The following is an 18,818-nucleotide window of genomic DNA, read 5'->3' as shown; positions in this document are numbered from 1 at the left end:
GCCTTAGCTATGCGGCACGGGTTTGGGGCCATGACCAAGGCGGGCCAGAGCGCGTCCGACCAGACCAAGACGTGGCACGGCATTGGCGGCAACCAGGTCGAGACGGATATCGGGCATACCCTGATTCTGTAGCACGAGCGCGCCTATCGTCTGCCCCGCCATGACAGGCGCAATGGCAGGAGACGGATATTCGACGCTGATCCTGCTGCGTTGCTGCCAGCCATGCGGTAGGGTCAGCACGATGTCGCGCGTGCCGACCAGGGCAACCTCGGCGGCCTCACCCATATAGACCGGCATGTGATCGACCACCTGCCCGTGATGGAACAGGGTGACATTCTCGAAATTGGCGAAGGCCCAACCGAGCAGGCGCTCGCCTTCATGGGCGCGCTCATTCATCGAGCTTGTACCGTTTATGGTCATGATGATGCGTCGACCATCACGTTTGGAGCTGGCGCAGAGACCGAAACCACCGGCATCGGTATGACCGGTCTTGAGGCCATCAGCCAAGCCTTTGTCGACCAGAACGTTACGATTGCCCTGCTTGATATTGTTGTAGGTGAATTCGGTGGCCGAGAAGAGGTGATAGTATTCGGGGTAATCGCGGATAAGATGCATGGCAACGCGGCTGACATCACGTGCGCTCATATACTGCGATTCATCCGGCAGGCCGGTGCAGTTCATGAAATGCGTGTTCGTCATGCCGAGCTTGGCAGCGGTCTGGTTCATCAGATTGACGAACTGCTCTTCAGATCCGGCAATGCCTTCGGCAAGAACGATACAGGCATCGTTACCCGACTGGATGACCATACCCTCGATCAGGTCGGAGACGGTCACGCTCTGACCGAGCGGCACGAACATCTTCGAGCCCTGTGTCCGCCAGGCCTTTTCACTGACAGGCAGGGATTGTGTCAGGGTCAGATGCCCGGCGCGCAGCATGCCAAACGTCACATAGGCGGTCATCATCTTCGTCAGAGACGAAGGCGGCATATGCTCATCGGCTGCTTTTTCGAGCAGGGTCGCGCCGGTATCGAAATCGATGATGCAGGCCCAGCGGGCAACCGTGTCGAGCGGGCCAATCGGGGTCGTGGCAGGCGATGCGCTCGGCATGCTGGCCGTGTTCGCCGGTGCCGCCGCGGCAGCACTTGCCGCAGCCTTTCCGCGTCGCGGGCGCGCGAAAGCGAACTGAGTTGAAACGGCTAACCCAGCCGCACCTGAGAGCAGAAAACGTCTTGTCCGCACGTCAACACCTTATTTGGCCACGATATGCGCACCCGTGCCACCGCACTGGCGCGCCTGTGCTAATGCCCTATCCGCCTCAGCCACTGTTGTGAAGGGGCCGAGTGAAACGAGCCATGGCAATGTGCCCGCGCCGCCATCCTGCTGGGTGATCTCCGCCTCGCATTGCGCAGCAACGCGAGCAGCGGCGGCATGACCTGCAAAACTGCCGAGTTCGATGCGATAGAACTGTGCCTGAGCCACACCTTGCATGACGGTTTGGGGCATTTCGGGAAGTAGCAGCGTTCTCGCACTTGTCTGGGTATCGTCGGCTTTCATGCCGAGCGTATGCGTGCTGCCGTCATTGAGCGATTGCGCGACAATGGCCTCACGGGGGGCCGCTGCGATGTCAAGTTTTGGTGCATCGGGATTGGACTCGGCAATCTGCCGGCTGAGTGTTTCATCCTCAATGATCTCGACCGGGGTTGGCGCGTCACCCATGCCCAGAAGGGCGGCCACCCGCGGTGTGACCGCCAACATGCGCCCAGACGATACAGGGCCCCGGTCATTGAGCCGTATTTTCACGATGCGGCCATTGGCCAGATTGCGCACGCTCACGATCGATGGAAGTTGCAGTGTCTGATGCGCGCCCGTCATGGCCTGCGGCGACCATAGCTCGCCATCTGCCGTAACACCGCCCTTTGGTGCGGTCTGGACGACCGCCAGACCTGTTTCTGTCAGGCCGAAGCGTTCTGCAGGATAGAACCATGTTTCGCTGCCCTGCCAGGCCTGCCCGACCACATAGTGCGGGCTGGCTTGCTTTGCTGCTTCCTGATGATGACACCCGGCAAGCCCGACCCCTGATGCAATGAATGAAACGAACGCCTTAACCGATTTCATAACCGAGCAATCCCACACCGAGCGCATAAAAATCAGACGGATTATAGCGTCGAATCACATCGAAGTTACGATAAACCATAAAGGCTTCGGTGCCGGGTCCGTCAGGGCGCAACACAGCACCCGACACATCCTGACGCGAGAAGGTCGAGCCGTCTTCGCGTCGCACGCCGAGCGCCGACCATGCGGCGAGGCTTTGCTTGTTACCGCGCCCCAGTTGGGTCTGCGGCAGGTCCTGGGTCAGCTTGACCGGCTGCCCCCAAGGCTCATCGGCCTTCCAGCCGGAGCCATGCAGATAATTGGCGACCGAAGCGAAAACATCCTGCTCGCTCGACCAAATATTGCGCCTGCCGTCACCATCCGCATCAACCGCATAACGCAGATAGGCGCTGGGCATGAATTGCGGCTGTCCCATCGCCCCGGCATAGGACCCCAGCATTGCTTCAGGCGCGATATCGCCATGGTCCAGGATCTGCAGCGCCTTGAACAACTCTCCCCGAAAGAAACTGGCGCGCCGTCCATCATAAGCTAGGGTCGAGAGTGAATCGATTACTGAAAACGTGCCGATCTTGCGGCCGAAGCCAGACTCAAGTCCCCAGATACCCATGATTGTCCGCGGATCGACGCCATATTGTGCGCCAGCAGCATCAAGAAGTTTGCCATATTGCTGAAGGGCTGCCTGACCCTGGCTGATGCGCGTGCCACTGATGACACGCTCGCGATACTGCGCCCAGGTCAGGGTGAACTCCGGTTGATGCCTGTCGAGCTTGATGACTTTTGCATTAGGCTCTGTCGTGAGCGCAAAGGCGCGCGACAGCGTGCTGGCAGAAATGCCCTTGCTCAGGGCCTCTGCACGCAATGTACGCAGAAACGCGGCATAGCTGCCATGGGCCAACGGCTTCGCCGAACTACTGAGCGTGCGCGCAACACCGCTCCCACAAAGAGCAGGAGTGGCCGCAGCAGCAGCGGCCATTAACGAGCGTCGAGTCAGCACAATGTCATCCTTGCCTGTTCGGTCCTTATGCCGGACAAAGGCCCGGCTCAGCGACGAAGCGGGCGGCCTTCAGCGGCACCATGCATGATGAAGTGCAGGAATGGGTTGATCGTCAAGGGAATGTCCGGATTTGCCGCAATATATTCCGCGACGCTGAAAGAGCCGTTCGGGTTACGTCCCTCAAGATAACCATGGGTCATGAAATGCTCGACAGCATCGATCCCACAGGCACTGACGTCTGGATAGGTTTCCAGATACCACGCCGCGTCGAAATAGAGCGCCTCGGCGGGATAACCGCTCGCTGCGGACGGCGCGCTTTGCGGTGTGGCCTGCTCCTCAGGTGGCGGTACGTCGCTCGGCGTATGGACGTTTTCTTCGGGAGCGAGGGGGAGCACTTCGGCCTGCGAGCTGGGCTGCGTGGCAGTGGCCTGCTTCTTTCTCGCGGAGCTTGCTCGGGTTCGGACTGGTTTCGCCAAGAGTGAATTCCCTAGATACGATGAAAAGCCCTACGGCCCCCTGACCACTCAGGGGAGAAGTTCGCCGCAAAACCTATCGACGTTGACTAATTTGTGTAGCTCGATGCGCAATAGATGCCGCCAAGCCATGGTTACTACTTTAGGAACGCTATTCCTGGTCACTTCGCAACATGATTATGTAATGTTAAGAGCTATTCGGGACTGGTTCTCTGATAGGTTTCTACGTCTACCGAAGAAAATCGTCCAGTGACAAACTATACTCACGGTAGGAGATTAACGCATATTTCGTGATGCAATAACGGAAATCGGCGTCGGAAGTGCGTTATGTCACAAAATGGTTGCGTTTTCACATTTTCATGACTGCTCCTGTTCGAAGGATTTCTGTCCCATTGTGCATCTGTCTGTAATGTTACAGACACGTCTCTGCCCTGTGCTTTAATCGTTAATCCAACCAGAATACCGTGAGTCCATGAAAAAACCCGCCCCCCCTTCCACGGTCAGTCTACTCGCGGTGGCGCAAGAAGCAGGCGTCTCTCGCGCAACGGCTTCTCTCGTTCTGCGAAACAGCCCTCTTGTGGCCGAACCTACAAGGGAACGGGTCAAGGAGGCCATGGAGCGGCTCGGCTATATTTACAACCGTGGCGCAGCCAATCTGAGACAGAACCGCACAGGCACTATCGGCCTCGTGCTGTCGAACATTGCCAATCCGTTTTTCAGCGCACTGACAGCCGGGGTGGAGCAGGCCAACGATATGTCTGAATCGATCTGCCTGATTGCGAATACGGAGGAATCACCGGAGAAGCAGAGCCGGCAGATACGACGCCTGCGTGAGCACAATGTCGATGGGCTGATCATCTGCCCGGCCATAGGCAGCGATCACAGACTGCTGGATGAGCTTGCGCGGCTCGGCCTCCCTTACGTACAGGTGCTTCGTGAAATTGCCGATGGTCGTGGCGATGTCGTGACAGCCGATTATGCATCCGGCATTGAACAAGCCATGGCGCATCTAGTCGAAACCGGTCGCAGGCGTATCGTCTTTATCGGCTCGATGGAGATGCACTCGGCAGCTCTCGCGCGTCTCAATGGCTATGCGACGGCACTGGAGAGGCTTGGGCTGAAGCCCATGCCGGTAATCGCAGGGACGCGCGATAATCGCTATGACGAGGAAGCGCTCGATCGTCTCTTTTCTTCGGGCGACCCGCCTGATGCGGCGATCTGTTATAATGATATGATCGCCTTATCGCTTTTTCACTATCTCGGGCGTCGAGGCATGGTCGTCGGGAGCGATTTCGCCGTGATTGGCATGGACGACCTCCCTCAGGCCGCAGCCGCTTTCCCTTCCCTGACGACAATCGCCACCATGCCGCACAGGATCGGCACTGTCGCGGCGGGGCTATTGCAGTTGCGCCTGGCCCGTCCCGAGCGGGCATCGGAACGCCACGTCATCACACCCGAGCTGATATTGCGTGACAGCACGCGACGCTCTCCGGGCGCGGGAAGATAAGGGCATCACATAAGAGTGACATTCGTTTCACATAAAATGTGTGACTTTTGTTTCAAATGAGCGTTTTGTTGTCATTACAGTTTGTTTAGATCCTTTCGACAGCTCTCTTCGCTTCCTTGCTCCGTCAAGCCGCTTCCTTCATCGGCGTGTTCGTGCAGATAGCTTTTAGATCGATCTAATTACTCAAGCAGAACCTGAGTTCCTCGGGTTCAAGGCGGTTTGTGATGATGGTTGATACGGTTCTCACGGCGGTCCGGCGCTTGGCCCGTCGTTCACTCGACGTCCTGCAGCAACGCGTCCCTGCTCTTCCTGTATCGGAGATGCACTCATGATCTCACTCGTCATGAATGAGGAGCAGAACGCTCCGCGTAGCCCGAAATCCTCTGTTGCAAATGCCCCTTCCAGAGAAGCCGCCGACGCCGCATCACGCCCCGAAATGCCGGTCTCCGAGCTGCGTCGTGCCGCCTGGACCTGCTCCATTGGCAGCGCGATGGAGTATTACGATTTTGCGCTCTACAGCCTCGCCTCCGCGCTTGTTTTCGGCCCGCTCTTCTTTCCGAGCAATATACCGGGCCTTGGCCTTGTCGCGAGCTTTGCAACCTATTTCATAGGCTTTGCCGTGCGACCGGTCGGCGGCATCTTTTTCGGTCGCATGGGGGATCGCTACGGTCGAAAGAGAGTTCTTCTGCTGACAGTCACCCTGATGGGGCTTGCCAGCGCGCTGATCGGGCTCATTCCTTCCTATGCCAGCATCGGTATCGCCGCACCGCTGCTTCTGGTCTTCCTGCGTATGGCTCAGGGTTTTGGCGCTGGCGCCGAACAGGCTGGTGCTGCTGTGATGATGACCGAATCAGCACCCAGAAAGCGCCGCGGTTATTATGCCGCCCTGCCCTTTCTGGGCATCCAGATCGGTACGGTCGCCGCAGGGCTGATCTACTATTCGATGCTGACCGGTGTGCCTGACATCACCCAGACCATGCTGTGGCGCGTGCCTTTCATTGGAAGCGCCCTGCTGCTGGTCATTGCGCTTTACATGCGCCTCCGCCTGAAAGAGTCGCCGACATTTGCGAAGATCCAGGACGATGAGCGTCATGAAGAGGTGATGTCCATTCGTGAGACGCTGACAACTTCCTGGCGGCCGATCCTCGCTGGGCTTGGGCTGCGCATGGCAGAAAATGGGGGCTCGTCCATCTATCAGGTTCTGGCCATCAGCTATCTGGTTCACACCGTGGGCATGAGCAGCCAGTGGGGCACACTCGTGCTGATCGGGGCTGCTGTTGTGGGTGGGGTTACCATCCCGGTTGCCGGCTTGTTGAGCGATCGCTTCGGGCGTGTCCGCGTCTATCGCGGTTTCGCCATTCTGCAGGCTGTGAGCGCGCTGCCGGTCTGGTACGTGTTCAGCCAGGGAAATCCCCTGGCATCCTCCATCGCCCTTTCCTTCGCCCTGGGCGTTGCGACATGGGGAATGTTCGGCACCCAGGGCGCCCTCCTGCCGGAGATGTTCGGCTTGCGCCATCGTTACACGGCTGTGTCGTTCACCCGTGAATTCTCTTCTGTCATCGCAGGGGGCGTTTCTCCCATGGTCGGCCAGTTCCTGATCGCGATGTTTGCCCGTTTCCATATCGGTGGAGTGAGCAGCGGCAAATATGCCTGGATTCCGCTGGCAACCTACGTGGTGTTTCTCGCCTGCCTCGCCATCGCAGCGACCTTCGCCATTCCCGAAACGAAGGGACGCGATCTCATGGCCCAGGAAGATGCGCTTTGAGTCCTGCCTCCCTCGTCAGCCCTGACATGGCGTTGTCAGGGCATAGTTTTCTCCTTCGTGTAAAAGGCGTTGCCGTCATGAGCTATCTCGATTGCCCCAATTCGACAGGTGACGCCTCTGCTGGCTTCTCTTCCCTCGCCGACCGCCTTCTGGCCGTGCGTCGGGGCGCCGCGCCTCTCGCAGCGCTGGAGGCAGGGCTTGTTCCGCAACATGAGGATGCCGCATATGGCGTGCAGAACGAGATGGTTCATGCCCTGCGACCCATGCTTGGGGAAGTAACGGGCTGGAAAGTCGGGGCACCCTCCCATGAGGGGCTTCCCTTCGCCGCACCGCTGCATGACGCGACATTGTTCTGGGGTGATACCCGGCTGCCTGAGAACAGCCTGCGTCATTATGGCGTCGAAGCAGAAATTGCTTACCATTTCGCTCGTGACCTTCTGCCACGTGAGCGTGCCTGGTCGCTCGATGAGGTGCTCGACGCTGTGGGTTCGGTCCATACCGCCATCGAGATTATCGACACACGGTTCGAACGGCCCAATTCACAGCCGCGTCTGGCGCATCTTGCCGATCAGGGTAGCCATGGCGCGCTGGTTGTCGGCGAAGGGCAAACGGCCTGGCGTCGCCTGAGCCCCGTCTCGGAGACTGTTCATCTCGCCCTGAGTGACGGCCGCGTGATTGAGCATATCGGAGGTAATTCCGCAGGGGACCCGAGACGTCTGCTCGTCTGGCTGGCCAATCATGCGAGTGCGCGCGGCCTGCCGTTGAAGGCAGGCACCATCGTTACGACCGGGTCGATGACCGATACTATTTTTGTGCCGCCCGGCACCACGGCCACAGCGCAGATTGCCTCTCTCGCCCCTGTCACTGTCATTCTGCCCTGAAACCTGCCTGACCAGTAAAAGGACCATGTCATGAAGCCTCATCTTCTCCTGATCGAACCCATGATGCCCGAAATCGAGGCTGCGCTGGATGCGGCTTATACCGTGCACCGCTGGCAAAAAGACACGCTACCGAGTGATGTGCCGATACGCGCCATCGCGACTGGCGGCGGCACCGGCGTGCCACGCGCGATAATGGATGCCCTGCCTGCGCTGGAGGTGATTGCCATCAATGGTATCGGAACCGATGCCGTTGATCTTGTCGAAGCTGCAAGGCGCGGTATCGCCGTCACCGTGACGCGTGACGTGCTGACCGACGATGTAGCCGATCTTGCCATGGCGCTCATGCTCGCCTCCCTGCGTGACCTGCTGCCAGGAGACCGCCTGGTGCGTGACGGCTTGTGGGGCAAGCAAGGGCTTCCTCTTGCACGCAAGGTCTCGGGGTCAAGACTTGGTATCGTGGGCATGGGTCAGGTCGGTCAGGCAATTGCGCGTCGTGCTCAGGCATTTTCCATGCAGGTATCCTATTTCAGCCGACGCAATCTGGACCTGCCCTTCACCCCGTTCGTGAACAACCTCGTGGCACTGGCGGCACAGAGCGATGTCCTTGTGGTGGCAGCCTCGGGCGGCCCGCAATCGCGCAATCTGGTCAATCGCGAGGTGATCGAGGCGCTGGGGCCGAACGGTCTCCTGGTCAATGTGGCCCGTGGCACCGTGGTCGATGAGCAGGCGCTTGTCGCAGCGCTGCAGGAAGGGCGGCTTGGCCGCGCAGCACTCGATGTTTTCGTCGATGAGCCTAACGTGCCCGACGCGCTCAAGACGATGGGCAATGTCGTCTTACAGCCCCATCGCGCTTCGGCCACACTTGAGACGCGCCAGGCCATGGGCAGGCTCGTGGTTGATAACCTCGCGGCACATTTCGCAGGCCGTCCGCTGCTCACACCCGTAGCGCTCTAGCTTATTATGGGGAATTGACCCCGGTGTTCTGGCCATTCGGCCAGACGCCCTGACGCAAGAATTGCATTTCAGGGTTTTCAGACAATGCCAAACAGGCTTTCCACCCGGGCCCTGACCATTTTGGGCGCCCTATGCGCCTTCGCGCCTGCAGCACGGGCTCAGTATCGAGGTCCGATTTCAGAGACGGCGCCGCTTTTCGCGCTCGATACCCCAACTTCCTATGCCAATACGCCTTTCACGCCGCCGGTGGAGAGCATGATCCCCGCCTGGGATCGTCTGGTAAAGAAGCTCAATCGCAAGGGCGTCGGCATCGTTGTCGACTATACCAGCGAAAGCGCCATGGTGCTGAACGCCGGTCATGCGGGCGACGCGGGCTATGCCCATCAGATCGGCGTGGAACTCGATCTTGACTGGTCCAGACTAATTGGCTGGCGCGGCTTCATCACCCACGCCGTGATCGTCAATCGTGCCGGGCATAATCTCGCGGCCGATCTGGGTGAACGCTCCCTGAACGGATTTCAGGAGATCTACGGCGGTGGGGGCAATGTCGGCGTGCATCTGGTTTATGTCTACGGCACGCAGGATCTGTTCAGGAACCGTGTGCAGATCGCACTTGGCAAAATGCCGGTGAACATCGATTTCGCCAATTCGCCACTGTTCTGCACCTTCATGAACAAGTCGAATTGCGGCATTCCGAAATCGCTCACACGTACGGCGGCAGGCTATGGCACCTATCCCGGTTCCACCTGGGGGACGAGACTGCGCTACTGGCCGCTCCACGGCGTTTATGTCCAGACCGGGCTTTATGGCGTCAATCCCTATCTCAACACCAACCAATACGATCGCACCGGCTTTCGCATGGGTACGGAACTCTATACCGGCGTGTATATTCCGACAGAAATCGGGCTTATCCCCTCATTCGGCAGACATAATCTCGTCGGGCACTACAAATTCGGTGTCGCCTATGACTCGTCGAATTACCGTGACCTTTATCGGGACGTGAACGGTAACCCGGCAGCAGCGACAGGCCTGCCCTATGGCTGGACCAACGGCAAGACGCAGATCTGGCTTCAGGGTGACCAGATGCTCGTGCGCAATGGGTCAGGGCCGTTGCAAGGGCTCTATGCCCTGGCCGGGATGACGAAAAGCCAGGGTGAAAACAGCCCTTATGACTGGCAGGTCTATGCTGGCATCGTGGATCGTGGACTGATCAAGGCGCGACCGAAGGATACATTCGGCGTCGAATGGTCTGAGACCTTTGCCAGCCGTGACCTCGTCGCCTCGCAATGGATACGTTATCGAAAAAACCTTTCCCTGCCTGGCAGCGCCACCTATCCGCAAAGCCATCTCATGACTTTCGAAGTGACCTATAATTTTCACGCCTTTCGCGGCATCTCCATTCAGCCGGATTATCAGCATATCTGGCGTACCAATCTCCAGGCCAACAAGCCGCAGGTCGATGCCATCGGCCTCAAGATTCATGCGGTGCTTTGACAGACGTGAAGTGACAGAACCATCGATCAACGCCACCATCGGGGCATGACCGACAATCTGATATTTCGCCTCAAGTTCAGGCAGTTGCTGCTGCTGCGCCAGATCGACCTGGAACCCGCCCTCAACAGGGCGGCGCGGTCGCTCAATCTCTCGCAGCCGACTGCATCGAAACTGCTGCAGGATATGGAAACCGATCTTGATGTGCAGCTTTTCGAACGCCACGCCCATGGCCTGACCCCTACGCGTGCCGGGGCTGTCGCCATTCGCCACGCAAGACAGATACTGGCCGATCTCGGCCGCTTGCGACACGACCTCAAGGCTGTTCAGCATGGGTTGTCGGGAACGGTCTCGATCGGTGCGATCAGCGCCCCCCTGCATGAGATCATTTTGCCCATACTCGCCGACCTAGCAGAGGCTCAGCCAGATATAAGCGTAACGCTGCACGTCAATACCAGCCATGATCTGATGGAGATGATGCAGGCAGGGCGCATCGATCTGGCAGTCTGCAGACCAGTTGACAATCTTTCGGCGGGATTGCTGACGGTCGAGGAACTCGCCCCCGAGCGTCTTGTCGTCGTTGCTGGTGCAAGAAATCCGATCCTGCAGAATCCACCAACAAGTCTTGCGGAACTCGTTGATGCACGCTGGATCGTCCATACTGCGCCAAGTCCGATGCGTCAGGCGATCGAATCAGCATTCACGATGGCGCGATTGCCTCTGCCACTCTTTCCGGTCGAATTGACGTCGATCTATGCAACGATCGACCTTCTTCAGCAGTCGACGCTTCTGGCAGTATTGCCGAGAGCAGTCTTCAATCTGTTCGAACAGACAGAAATATTGCGGGAATTGCCGGTCGTCATGCCGGATCTTCTTTCGCCCTACTCTCTGGTTCGTCTCCGTGATCGGCCTTTTACGCCTGCAATGGCCTATCTCTACGACGAGATAAAATGTCGGGCTATCGGATTATCCGATAGCGTCATCAAGTAAGTCTCGTCGACTTTACTCCCAGGCTCGTCCTTCCTCGATGCATTGATGATGTAACGATAAGGGGGAAGAGAAATCATGCGTGTTCTCATCCTTGGCGCAGCAGGCATGCTGGGCCGAAAGCTTACAGAGAGTTTTGTAGATAAGCCGAACGGTTTATTCCCCGGACCTTCACAGCTTATTCTTGCCGATCTTGTGGCGCCCCCTATGCCGCAGGGTTTCCGGGGTGTCGTCGATTGCGTGGCTGCCGACCTTACCGTTCCAGGCACTGCTGAAACGCTGCTGGCCGAGCGGCCCGATGTCATTTTCCACCTTGCCGCTATCGTATCGGGTGCCGCCGAGGGGGACATGCAGCTCGGTTATCGGGTCAACCTCGATGCCACGCGCACGCTTTTTGAAGCGATACGCGTTCTTCATGAGAGCGAGGGCTACAAGCCGCGTCTGGTCTTTGCCTCATCCATTGGCGTGTTCGGACGTCCTTTGCCTGATCTGATCAGCGACAGCCAGATACCGACACCCGAGAGCAGCTATGGCGTGCAGAAGGCAATGGTCGAGCTGCTGCTCAGTGATTACGCGCGTCGCGGCATTTTCGATGGTGTGGCGCCGCGCATGCCCACGATCTGTGTGCGACCTGGCACGTCCAATGCCGCAGTCTCGGGCTTTTTCTCGAGCATCATCAGAGAACCGCTGATTGGCCAAGAAGCCGTGTTGCCCGTCCCAAGAGAGACGCGCCACTGGCTGGCCAGCCCGCGTGCGGCGGTAAAAGCCCTCAGGCATGCCTCAGAGATCGATTACGAGACCATCCGCCATCGTCCTGTCTTTACGCTTCCCGCCCTGAGCGTGACGATAGAAGAGCAGATCGACGCCCTGCGCCATGTGGCAGGCAACCAGGCTGTTTCTCTTATACGGGACGAGCCAGACCCCTTCATTCAGCATTTCGTCTCAAGCTGGCCCAAGGCGTTCGACACACATTGGGCATTGAGCCTCGGCTTCACCGCTGATGAGACGTTCGAGGACATCATAAGAGCCCATATCGACGACGATCTGGGCGGCAAGCTTCATGATGCGCCGCTGGCACCCACGACTTCCAGCCGGCTCTGGACGGCACCGGCAGCTCCAGAATGCCCCCCCTGTCATGACGATGTTTTCCCCCATGTGAGGCCCTGGACAGCCAGGAACTGGCCGATCGCAGCGGCCATGATCCAGTATCCGGCGATCCTGCCCGATGGCAGCTCCGTCCAGGATCAGAAGGCCGAAGGCTGGGCTGCCACGCTTGCCGAAGTACGGCGCGCCGGGTTCACCGAACTCGATCCGACCGATTGCTGGCTGCGTGTGGCCGATCTCTCTGCCTCAAGACGGCTCGAATTTCTGTCGGTCTGCGCCGAGCTGGGGCTGAGTATCCCGGCTATTTCGACGTCACGCCGCTCGGTGATCGACCCTGATCCGGAGAAGGCAGACGCATCACTCGCCTATATCCATCGCGTGATCGATACCGCAGCGGAAATCGGCGCTCGCGAAATTGCCGTCGGTTTTGCGGCAGCACTGAGTGAGGCGCAGAGAAAAGCCCTCTGGTTCTGGACGGCGCCCGGCCATTGCGACCCGGCAGACCCGCAGGTCTGGAAAAAGGCGGTCTCGCGCATACGCGAGCTTGCCGATCATGCCCAAAGCGTCGGGGTGGTGCTGTCACTCGAAATGTATGAAGACACTTATCTCGGCTCTGCCGACTCAGCAGTACGCTTCATACATGACGTCGATCACCCGGCCTGTGGCATCAATGCCGATATCGGCAATCTGGTGCGGCTGCACCGCCCGATGGAGCACTGGCGTGACATGATGGTCAAGCTCGCCCCCTATCTGCGCTACTGGCACGTAAAGAACTATCTGCGCACCGAGGATGCCACGACCGGCATGATCGTGACTGCACCAGCCCCCATGGAACAGGGGGTGATCAGTTACCGCGCAGCCATCGCGATGGCGCTCGAACATGGTTATGCGAGCCCGTTTCTGGTCGAGCACTACGGTGGCGATGGTCTGAGTGTTGCTGCGCTCAACCGGGACTATATCCGCAGGATCCTGCCGCTATGACTTATCAACCCTATCACGAACCGCCCGCCTTAATGCGTTTCGACCAGAAGCTGAACCGTATGAAAGCGGGTACGGACGGCCCGGCGGATTTCATCATCGCCGATGCCAAAGATGCCGATATGGCGGGCGGCCTTTCGGCGCTTGGCACCAATCCGGTTACCCAGTGCCCGGCAACACTGCCCGAATTCGACGCGGCGATTGGCGAAATCGTGCGGCAGGACCTGGTGGACATCGTGCTGGCGTCGGTGTCGACGCTGGGGCGCCTCAACAAACAGGGCGTATTCGAAAGGAGCACGATCCGGCAGGCCGTCAGGCTAAATGACACGACAGATCTGTGGCGCATTCGCGGTGGTGATTATGGCAGGCAGCCTTCCATTCCTTTCAGGACGGCTCGCCTCGATCTGCTTCCGGTGAAATTCGGTCTTTATTCCATGACATTCAGCGGCGATGCGCGCGAGGATGCCGACGCCCTTTTCCGCTATCGTGATTTCAGGGCCGAGGCCCAGGCGGCGGGCATTTCCCATTTCCTGGAAGTGTTCAACCCGACGCATCCGCTGCTCGACAAGATCGATTACGGCAGCTTTCTCAATGATATGGTCAGCCGTGCCCTGGCGGGTATGCATGAGAGCGAGCGCCCGGTTTTCCTCAAGCTGGCATTCAATGGGGCTTATGCGCTCGAGGCGTTCTGCCGCTACGACCCGTCACTTGTGGTCGGCATCATGGGCGGAGGCAGCGGTACGACCCGCGACTGTCTCGAACTTCTGCATCAGGCACAGCTATGCGGTGCCCGTGCAGCGCTTTTCGGGCGCAAGATCCTCGATGCGGAACATCCACCTGCGATGGTGGCCATGATGCGTGCGGTGGTCGAGCGACGCCTCACCCCGTCAGAAGCCGTTGGCGTCTATCACGAAGAGCTCCTGTCACGCGGCATGACGCCAAGGCGCCTGCTTGAAGCCGATCTTCAGATCACGGACTCCCTGCTGCAATAGGCTCATGCGGGCCAATAAACGGAACATGAAAATATGGTCGATATCTGCGGTAATGAAGACGATTTCGCCACGCATGGTCTTCGCGCCTATAATCACGTCTTTCAGGACATCGTGCGCCCCGTACGAAGTGGTGCCCTGCGCGCGCAGCCTGGCCCCGAAGGCAAGGTGACGGTTCTCGTCGGGGGCGGATCGGGCCATTATCCGACGTTCTGTGGCTTTGTCGGGCCGGGCTTTGCCGATGCGGTGGTGATGGGAGGCATCTTTGCCTCTCCCTCCATTCAGGCCGTAGCCAATATCGGGCGTCTGGCGCATCGTGGGGGCGGCATTGTCATGGGGTTTGGCAATTACGCAGGCGACAATCTCAACTTCGGCATCGCTGCCGAACGCCTGCGTGCCGAAGGCATCGACACGCGTATTGTAGTGACGACCGATGATGTAGCGAGCGCTCCTGCTGAAACGCCCGAACGCAGGCGCGGCGTGGCGGGTGATATCATCGTCTTCAAGATCATGGGCGCATCAGCGGATGCCGGATATGATATCGACGCCGTTGAGGCGGTCTCTCGCAAGGCCAATGCCCAGACGCGCTCCTTCGGCATTGCCTTTGATGGCTGTGCCCTGCCCGGTGTGCCCGAAAAAATCTTCACCATACCCGAGGGCCGGATGGCACTCGGTCTGGGCATCCATGGCGAACCCGGAATTGAAGAGCGCATCCTGGCTGCGCCAGAAGAAATCGCAGCGGAACTCTATGCGCGGGTCATGGCGGAAAAACCGCCAGAGGCCAGACGGCTTGCCGTGCTGCTCAATGGCGCAGGCGCGACGACAACCGAAGAGCTTTTCGTGTTGTGGAATGAGCTCGAAGCCTTGTTCGAGCGTGATGGCCTGACCCTCATCGCACCGCTGCTTGGTTCCTATGCGACGAGCCTCGATATGTATGGCTGTTCGCTGACCATCACCTGGCTTGATGACGAACTCGAGCGTTTCTGGCGTGCCCCTGTCACCTCACCTGCCCTGTGTCGTCATGAAGTGACGGGAGACTGGGTTGCAGCCTCCCGACAGGCCATTGCCGAATTGCCTGTGCACTATGAGGCCGCATCAAGCACAGCAGGGAAAAGCGCCGGTGCCTGCGTTGCCAGAGCCATGGCGTGCCTTGCGAAAACGATGCAGGATGAAGAGGCCATGCTCGGGCGCATCGACGCCATTGCGGGTGACGGTGATCATGGGCAGGGCATGGCGCGTGGTGCGCGGGCTGCCTCTCGGGCAGCTAAGGCGGCATCCGAAGCAGGTGCCGGTGCCCGAACGGTGATGGAAGCTGCCGCCGATGCCTGGGGAGACCGGGCGGGCGGCACGTCAGGTGCTCTTTGGGGAGAGGCCTTGTTCGCCTTTTCGACCGTTCTGGATGACAGCAGCGCTTTCGACAGGTCGCGGCTGGTCCAGGGAGTTATCAGAGGCGGCCAGCGAATCATGGCGATCGGCAAGGCCGAGATTGGCGACAAAACCATGGTCGATGCGCTCGCCCCCTTTATTGCAACACTTGAGGAGCAGAGTCTCGCCGGGCATGGACTGGCGCAAAGCTGGTCCCGTGCCGTGGACGAGGCCCATCGTGGCGCAGAAGCAACGAAGAATTTTGCGGCCAGAAAGGGACGCGCCAAGACGCATGGCGATCACAGCAAGGGATATCCCGATCCAGGGGCGCTGTCTTTCGCCCTGGCGATGCAGGTGCTCACTCCTCTGGTCCAGGAACTCAGCTGAGGCGCACCCAGCCGAACAGGCAGCCGTAAAGCGACCTCGCCACGAGTTCAGGTCTCGGGTTGGGCGATGACCGTTATCATCGCTCGGGAGTTGCGCCAGCAGGACGCCTGTCACCGTGCCCCTTCACGGCGGCCATGCCCGGTCGTCGAAGAGGATGGATGGCAGACGCGCCTGAATATGACAGGTCAGGAATTCCACATGCTTCTGAAAGACAAGGTTTTCGCGATCACTGGCGGTGCGGCGGGTATCGGCCGTGCCGCAGCGCTTGAAGCAGCCCGTCAGGGCGCCGATGTCGCCATCACCGATATTGTGCCGGAAGAAAGCGTCCAGCCCATTCTTGACGCCATACGGGCCGAAGGGCGGCGAGCCCTCTATCTTCAGGGCGATGTTTCCGCGCACGAGACCGCGACGCGTTTCATCACCGCGATAATCGAGGAGCTCGGTGGGCTCGATATCTTCGTGAGCAATGCGGGTATCTGCCCGTTTCATGCCTTTCTCGACCTACCACCCGAGACGCTCATAAAGACCGTCGGGGTCAATCTGCTCGGCGCGTATTTCATGGTGCAGGCTGCGGCCAACCAGATGGTCAGTCAGGGCCGCGGCGGCGCAATCATCGCCGTATCCTCGATTTCGGCTCTGGTCGGCGGCGCGTACCAGACGCATTACACCCCGACCAAGGCTGGCATTCACTCCCTCATGCAGTCCAGTGCCGTTGCTCTCGGAAAATTCGGCATAAGATGCAATTCGGTTCTGCCCGGCACGATACGCACCGCGATCAATAAAGAGGATCTGTCAGACAAGACGAAGGAAGAGGCCATGATCGGTCGCATTCCCCTCGGTCGATTGGGTGCGCCGGAAGATCTGGCAGGCCCAATCGTGTTTCTGGGCTCTTCCATGGCAAGCTATGTCACGGGGGCGTCGCTGCTGGTCGATGGCGGCTGCTTCGTCAACCTGCAATAGACGAGCCTTAGTACGCTGACCGCCCACCCTCAGAGGCACGGTCGGGAGATGAGAACCGGGTTGCGAGTCGGTTGCATCGGGTTGGCGTTTTTCCGTCGGGCGTGGCACATGAAGCGCCATGTCCCACGGTGCCCCCTTTCGCAGCAGTTCGCTCTATCATCTTCTATCGGTTGCGGGAGCGGCGTGGTGGTCGAAAGGGCTTGCGGTCATTTTGGGCACGTTCATTCTTGAAGATGCCACCACCATGATTGCGGCCATGGCGGTCGATGAGGGGCGCATCACCGTAACCCTCGCTTTGATTTCGCTTTATATCGGCGTCGCGGTGGGCGATCTCGGCCTCTACGGTCTCGGCGCGATAGGTGCGAAATGGCCGCCAGCACGGCGCTGGCTGACATTGCCTCGTCATGACAAGGGACGGAGCTGGTTTCACCGCAATGTAGTCCGTACGGTGGTGATCAGCCGCTTCATTCCCGGTGCGCGTCTGCCGCTCTATACGGCCTGCGGATTCTTTCGGGCGCCATTCGGCTCTTTTGCAGCGAGCGCGGTTGTCGCTACACTGATCTGGACGTCGCTCCTTTTCAGCGTTTCCCTGCATGTCGGGGGGTGGCTGTCAGCCCATATGGCCAGCTGGCGCTGGTTCGGCATAGCGGGCTTCATCCTGACCATTCTTTTTGTCGGACGCCTCATTGCACGTTTCCAGACCTTCAGTGACTGATCGATCAATGCTCCAGAATTTGCCTGATTTGTCCTCGCAGACCGGGACTCCCGACGAGGATGGCAAGGCACCTCATCCGCTTTCCCTGTTCGAGTTCTGGCCGGGGTCGATCTTCTACACGCCCATCGTGCTCTACTGGATCGCACTCGGGCTGCGCTATGGCGATTTCAGTGTCCCCAGTGCGGCCAATCCCAGCATCGAGACCGGCGGTCTCTGCGGCGAGAGCAAGAGCGGTATTCTCGATCTTGCCGGTCCCGTCGCCAATAGATGGATAGCGCCTTATGTGACGCAGATGTTGCGTAAGGGACTGCGAGAGGAAGACGCCAAGGCGATCACCGTCGCATTGAGCAAAAAGGGCATTGCCTTCCCCGTGGTGGTCAAGCCCGATATCGGCTGCAATGGCACGGGCGTAAAGCTGGTACAGCGTCCGTCGGACCTGCTGCCGGTGCTGAGGCAATTCCCGTCAGGTGTGCGCATTCTCGCCCAGGCGCTGGCCACGGGACCAGTCGAGGCGGGGCTGTTCTATATTCGTGAGCCGGGAGCGACTTCAGGGCGCATTACCTCGATCACCTACAAGGAATCTCCGGTGCTTGAGGGCGATGGTGTCGCCACCATCCGCGAATTGATCATGCGCGACACCCGCACCAGTCTTCTGTCAGACATCTATCTGCCACGCCTCGAAGGGCGGCTCGACGATGTTCCGGCATGTGGCGAGCCGGTGCAGCTCGTCTTTACTGGCAATCACTGCAAGGGCTCTATCTTCCGCAATGGGTGCAAGGATGCGACCCCTGCCCTGACCCGACGTCTTGACGAAATTATCGGCGACATCACCGAGTTTCATTTCGGTCGGATCGACGTCAAGGCTGCCTCCATCGACGCCCTGCGCCGGGGCGAGGATTTCGAGATCATCGAGCTGAATGGTGTCGGGTCGGAGGCAACCCATATCTGGGATTCCAGAACCACCCTCTGGGAGGCCTATCGCGCGCAGTTCTTTCATTATCGTGAGGCGTTCCGTATCGGGGCGATGAACCGTGCCCGTGGCCGCAAGACATGTGGCGCCTATACGATGCTGCGTTATTGGCGCAAGCAGCGCCGCCTGCTGGCGCTTTATCCGCTCAACGATTGAGCAGACTGCGCCAGGTGCAGGCAGGCCGAG

Annotated in this window: 16 protein-coding genes; 12 read left to right on the top strand and 4 right to left on the bottom strand. The window is 59.2% G+C overall.

What is annotated here, in order from left to right; genetic code table 11:
- Positions 1-3: 3 nt before the first annotated feature.
- The 4 genes from IEV53_RS09445 to IEV53_RS14790 are packed head-to-tail and all read right to left on the bottom strand — an operon-like array spanning position 4 to position 3,582.
- Positions 4-1,239 carry a D-alanyl-D-alanine carboxypeptidase family protein gene (locus tag IEV53_RS09445; protein ID WP_188426519.1) on the bottom strand — a complete coding sequence of 412 codons (1,236 nt, stop codon included), beginning with the start codon at positions 1,237-1,239 and terminating at the stop codon, positions 4-6.
- A 9-nt stretch (positions 1,240-1,248) separates the two neighbouring features.
- Positions 1,249-2,115, bottom strand: a complete 867-nt coding sequence (locus tag IEV53_RS09440) for a septal ring lytic transglycosylase RlpA family protein (RefSeq protein ID WP_188426518.1) — start codon at positions 2,113-2,115, stop codon at positions 1,249-1,251.
- Positions 2,102-3,106: a lytic murein transglycosylase gene (locus tag IEV53_RS09435; RefSeq protein ID WP_229719805.1), complete on the bottom strand. Its 1,005-nt coding sequence runs from the start codon at positions 3,104-3,106 to the stop codon at positions 2,102-2,104. The genes IEV53_RS09440 and IEV53_RS09435 overlap by 14 nt, the downstream gene beginning before the upstream one ends.
- Positions 3,107-3,153: 47 nt before the next feature.
- Positions 3,154-3,582 (bottom strand): hypothetical protein, encoded by a 429-nt coding sequence (locus IEV53_RS14790; RefSeq protein ID WP_229719804.1) that lies wholly within the window; start codon positions 3,580-3,582, stop codon positions 3,154-3,156.
- Positions 3,583-4,051: 469 nt separating this feature from the next.
- Here IEV53_RS14790 and IEV53_RS09425 point away from each other — a divergent pair, with 469 nt between their 5' ends.
- The 12 genes from IEV53_RS09425 (at position 4,052) to IEV53_RS09365 (ending at position 18,788) form a co-directional block, all read left to right on the top strand.
- Positions 4,052-5,086, top strand: coding sequence for a LacI family DNA-binding transcriptional regulator (locus IEV53_RS09425; protein ID WP_188426517.1), 1,035 nt, complete (start codon positions 4,052-4,054; stop codon positions 5,084-5,086).
- Positions 5,087-5,414: 328 nt separating this feature from the next.
- A complete protein-coding gene (locus IEV53_RS09420; RefSeq protein WP_229719803.1) occupies positions 5,415-6,851 on the top strand; it encodes an MFS transporter in 1,437 nt (478 codons plus the stop codon).
- Complete coding sequence (locus IEV53_RS09415) at positions 6,848-7,732, top strand: 2-keto-4-pentenoate hydratase (RefSeq protein ID WP_229719802.1); 885 nt, start codon at positions 6,848-6,850, stop codon at positions 7,730-7,732. The genes IEV53_RS09420 and IEV53_RS09415 overlap by 4 nt, the downstream gene beginning before the upstream one ends.
- A 30-nt stretch (positions 7,733-7,762) precedes the next feature.
- Positions 7,763-8,686 (top strand): 2-hydroxyacid dehydrogenase, encoded by a 924-nt coding sequence (locus IEV53_RS09410; RefSeq protein WP_188426516.1) that lies wholly within the window; start codon positions 7,763-7,765, stop codon positions 8,684-8,686.
- A gap of 84 nt (positions 8,687-8,770) precedes the next feature.
- Entirely contained in the window at positions 8,771-10,180 is a 1,410-nt protein-coding gene (locus tag IEV53_RS09405; protein ID WP_229719801.1) for a carbohydrate porin, read from the top strand.
- Positions 10,181-10,225: 45 nt separating this feature from the next.
- Entirely contained in the window at positions 10,226-11,167 is a 942-nt protein-coding gene (locus IEV53_RS09400) for a LysR substrate-binding domain-containing protein (protein WP_188426515.1), read from the top strand.
- A gap of 75 nt (positions 11,168-11,242) precedes the next feature.
- The gene (gene denD / locus IEV53_RS14785) at positions 11,243-13,249 is read left to right on the top strand and encodes a D-erythronate dehydrogenase (RefSeq protein WP_229719800.1); all 2,007 of its coding nucleotides are present in this window, start codon (positions 11,243-11,245) and stop codon (positions 13,247-13,249) included.
- Entirely contained in the window at positions 13,246-14,238 is a 993-nt protein-coding gene (locus tag IEV53_RS09385; protein WP_188426514.1) for a beta/alpha barrel domain-containing protein, read from the top strand. The genes denD and IEV53_RS09385 overlap by 4 nt, the downstream gene beginning before the upstream one ends.
- A 33-nt stretch (positions 14,239-14,271) precedes the next feature.
- Entirely contained in the window at positions 14,272-15,987 is a 1,716-nt protein-coding gene (locus IEV53_RS09380) for a dihydroxyacetone kinase family protein (protein WP_188426513.1), read from the top strand.
- Positions 15,988-16,053: 66 nt separating this feature from the next.
- Complete coding sequence (locus IEV53_RS09375) at positions 16,054-16,947, top strand: SDR family NAD(P)-dependent oxidoreductase (RefSeq protein WP_304500709.1); 894 nt, start codon at positions 16,054-16,056, stop codon at positions 16,945-16,947.
- A gap of 118 nt (positions 16,948-17,065) precedes the next feature.
- Entirely contained in the window at positions 17,066-17,662 is a 597-nt protein-coding gene (locus IEV53_RS09370; RefSeq protein ID WP_188426512.1) for a DedA family protein, read from the top strand.
- Between the two features lie 7 nt (positions 17,663-17,669).
- Entirely contained in the window at positions 17,670-18,788 is a 1,119-nt protein-coding gene (locus tag IEV53_RS09365; RefSeq protein ID WP_229719799.1) for a D-alanine--D-alanine ligase, read from the top strand.
- Positions 18,789-18,818: the final 30 nt, after the last annotated feature.

It is taken from the genome of Asaia siamensis (genome assembly GCF_014635085.1).
Classification (GTDB): Bacteria; Pseudomonadota; Alphaproteobacteria; order Acetobacterales; family Acetobacteraceae; genus Asaia; species Asaia siamensis.
Note: the sequence above shows the minus strand (reverse complement) of the source record. Positions and strands in the feature narration are given on the sequence as shown.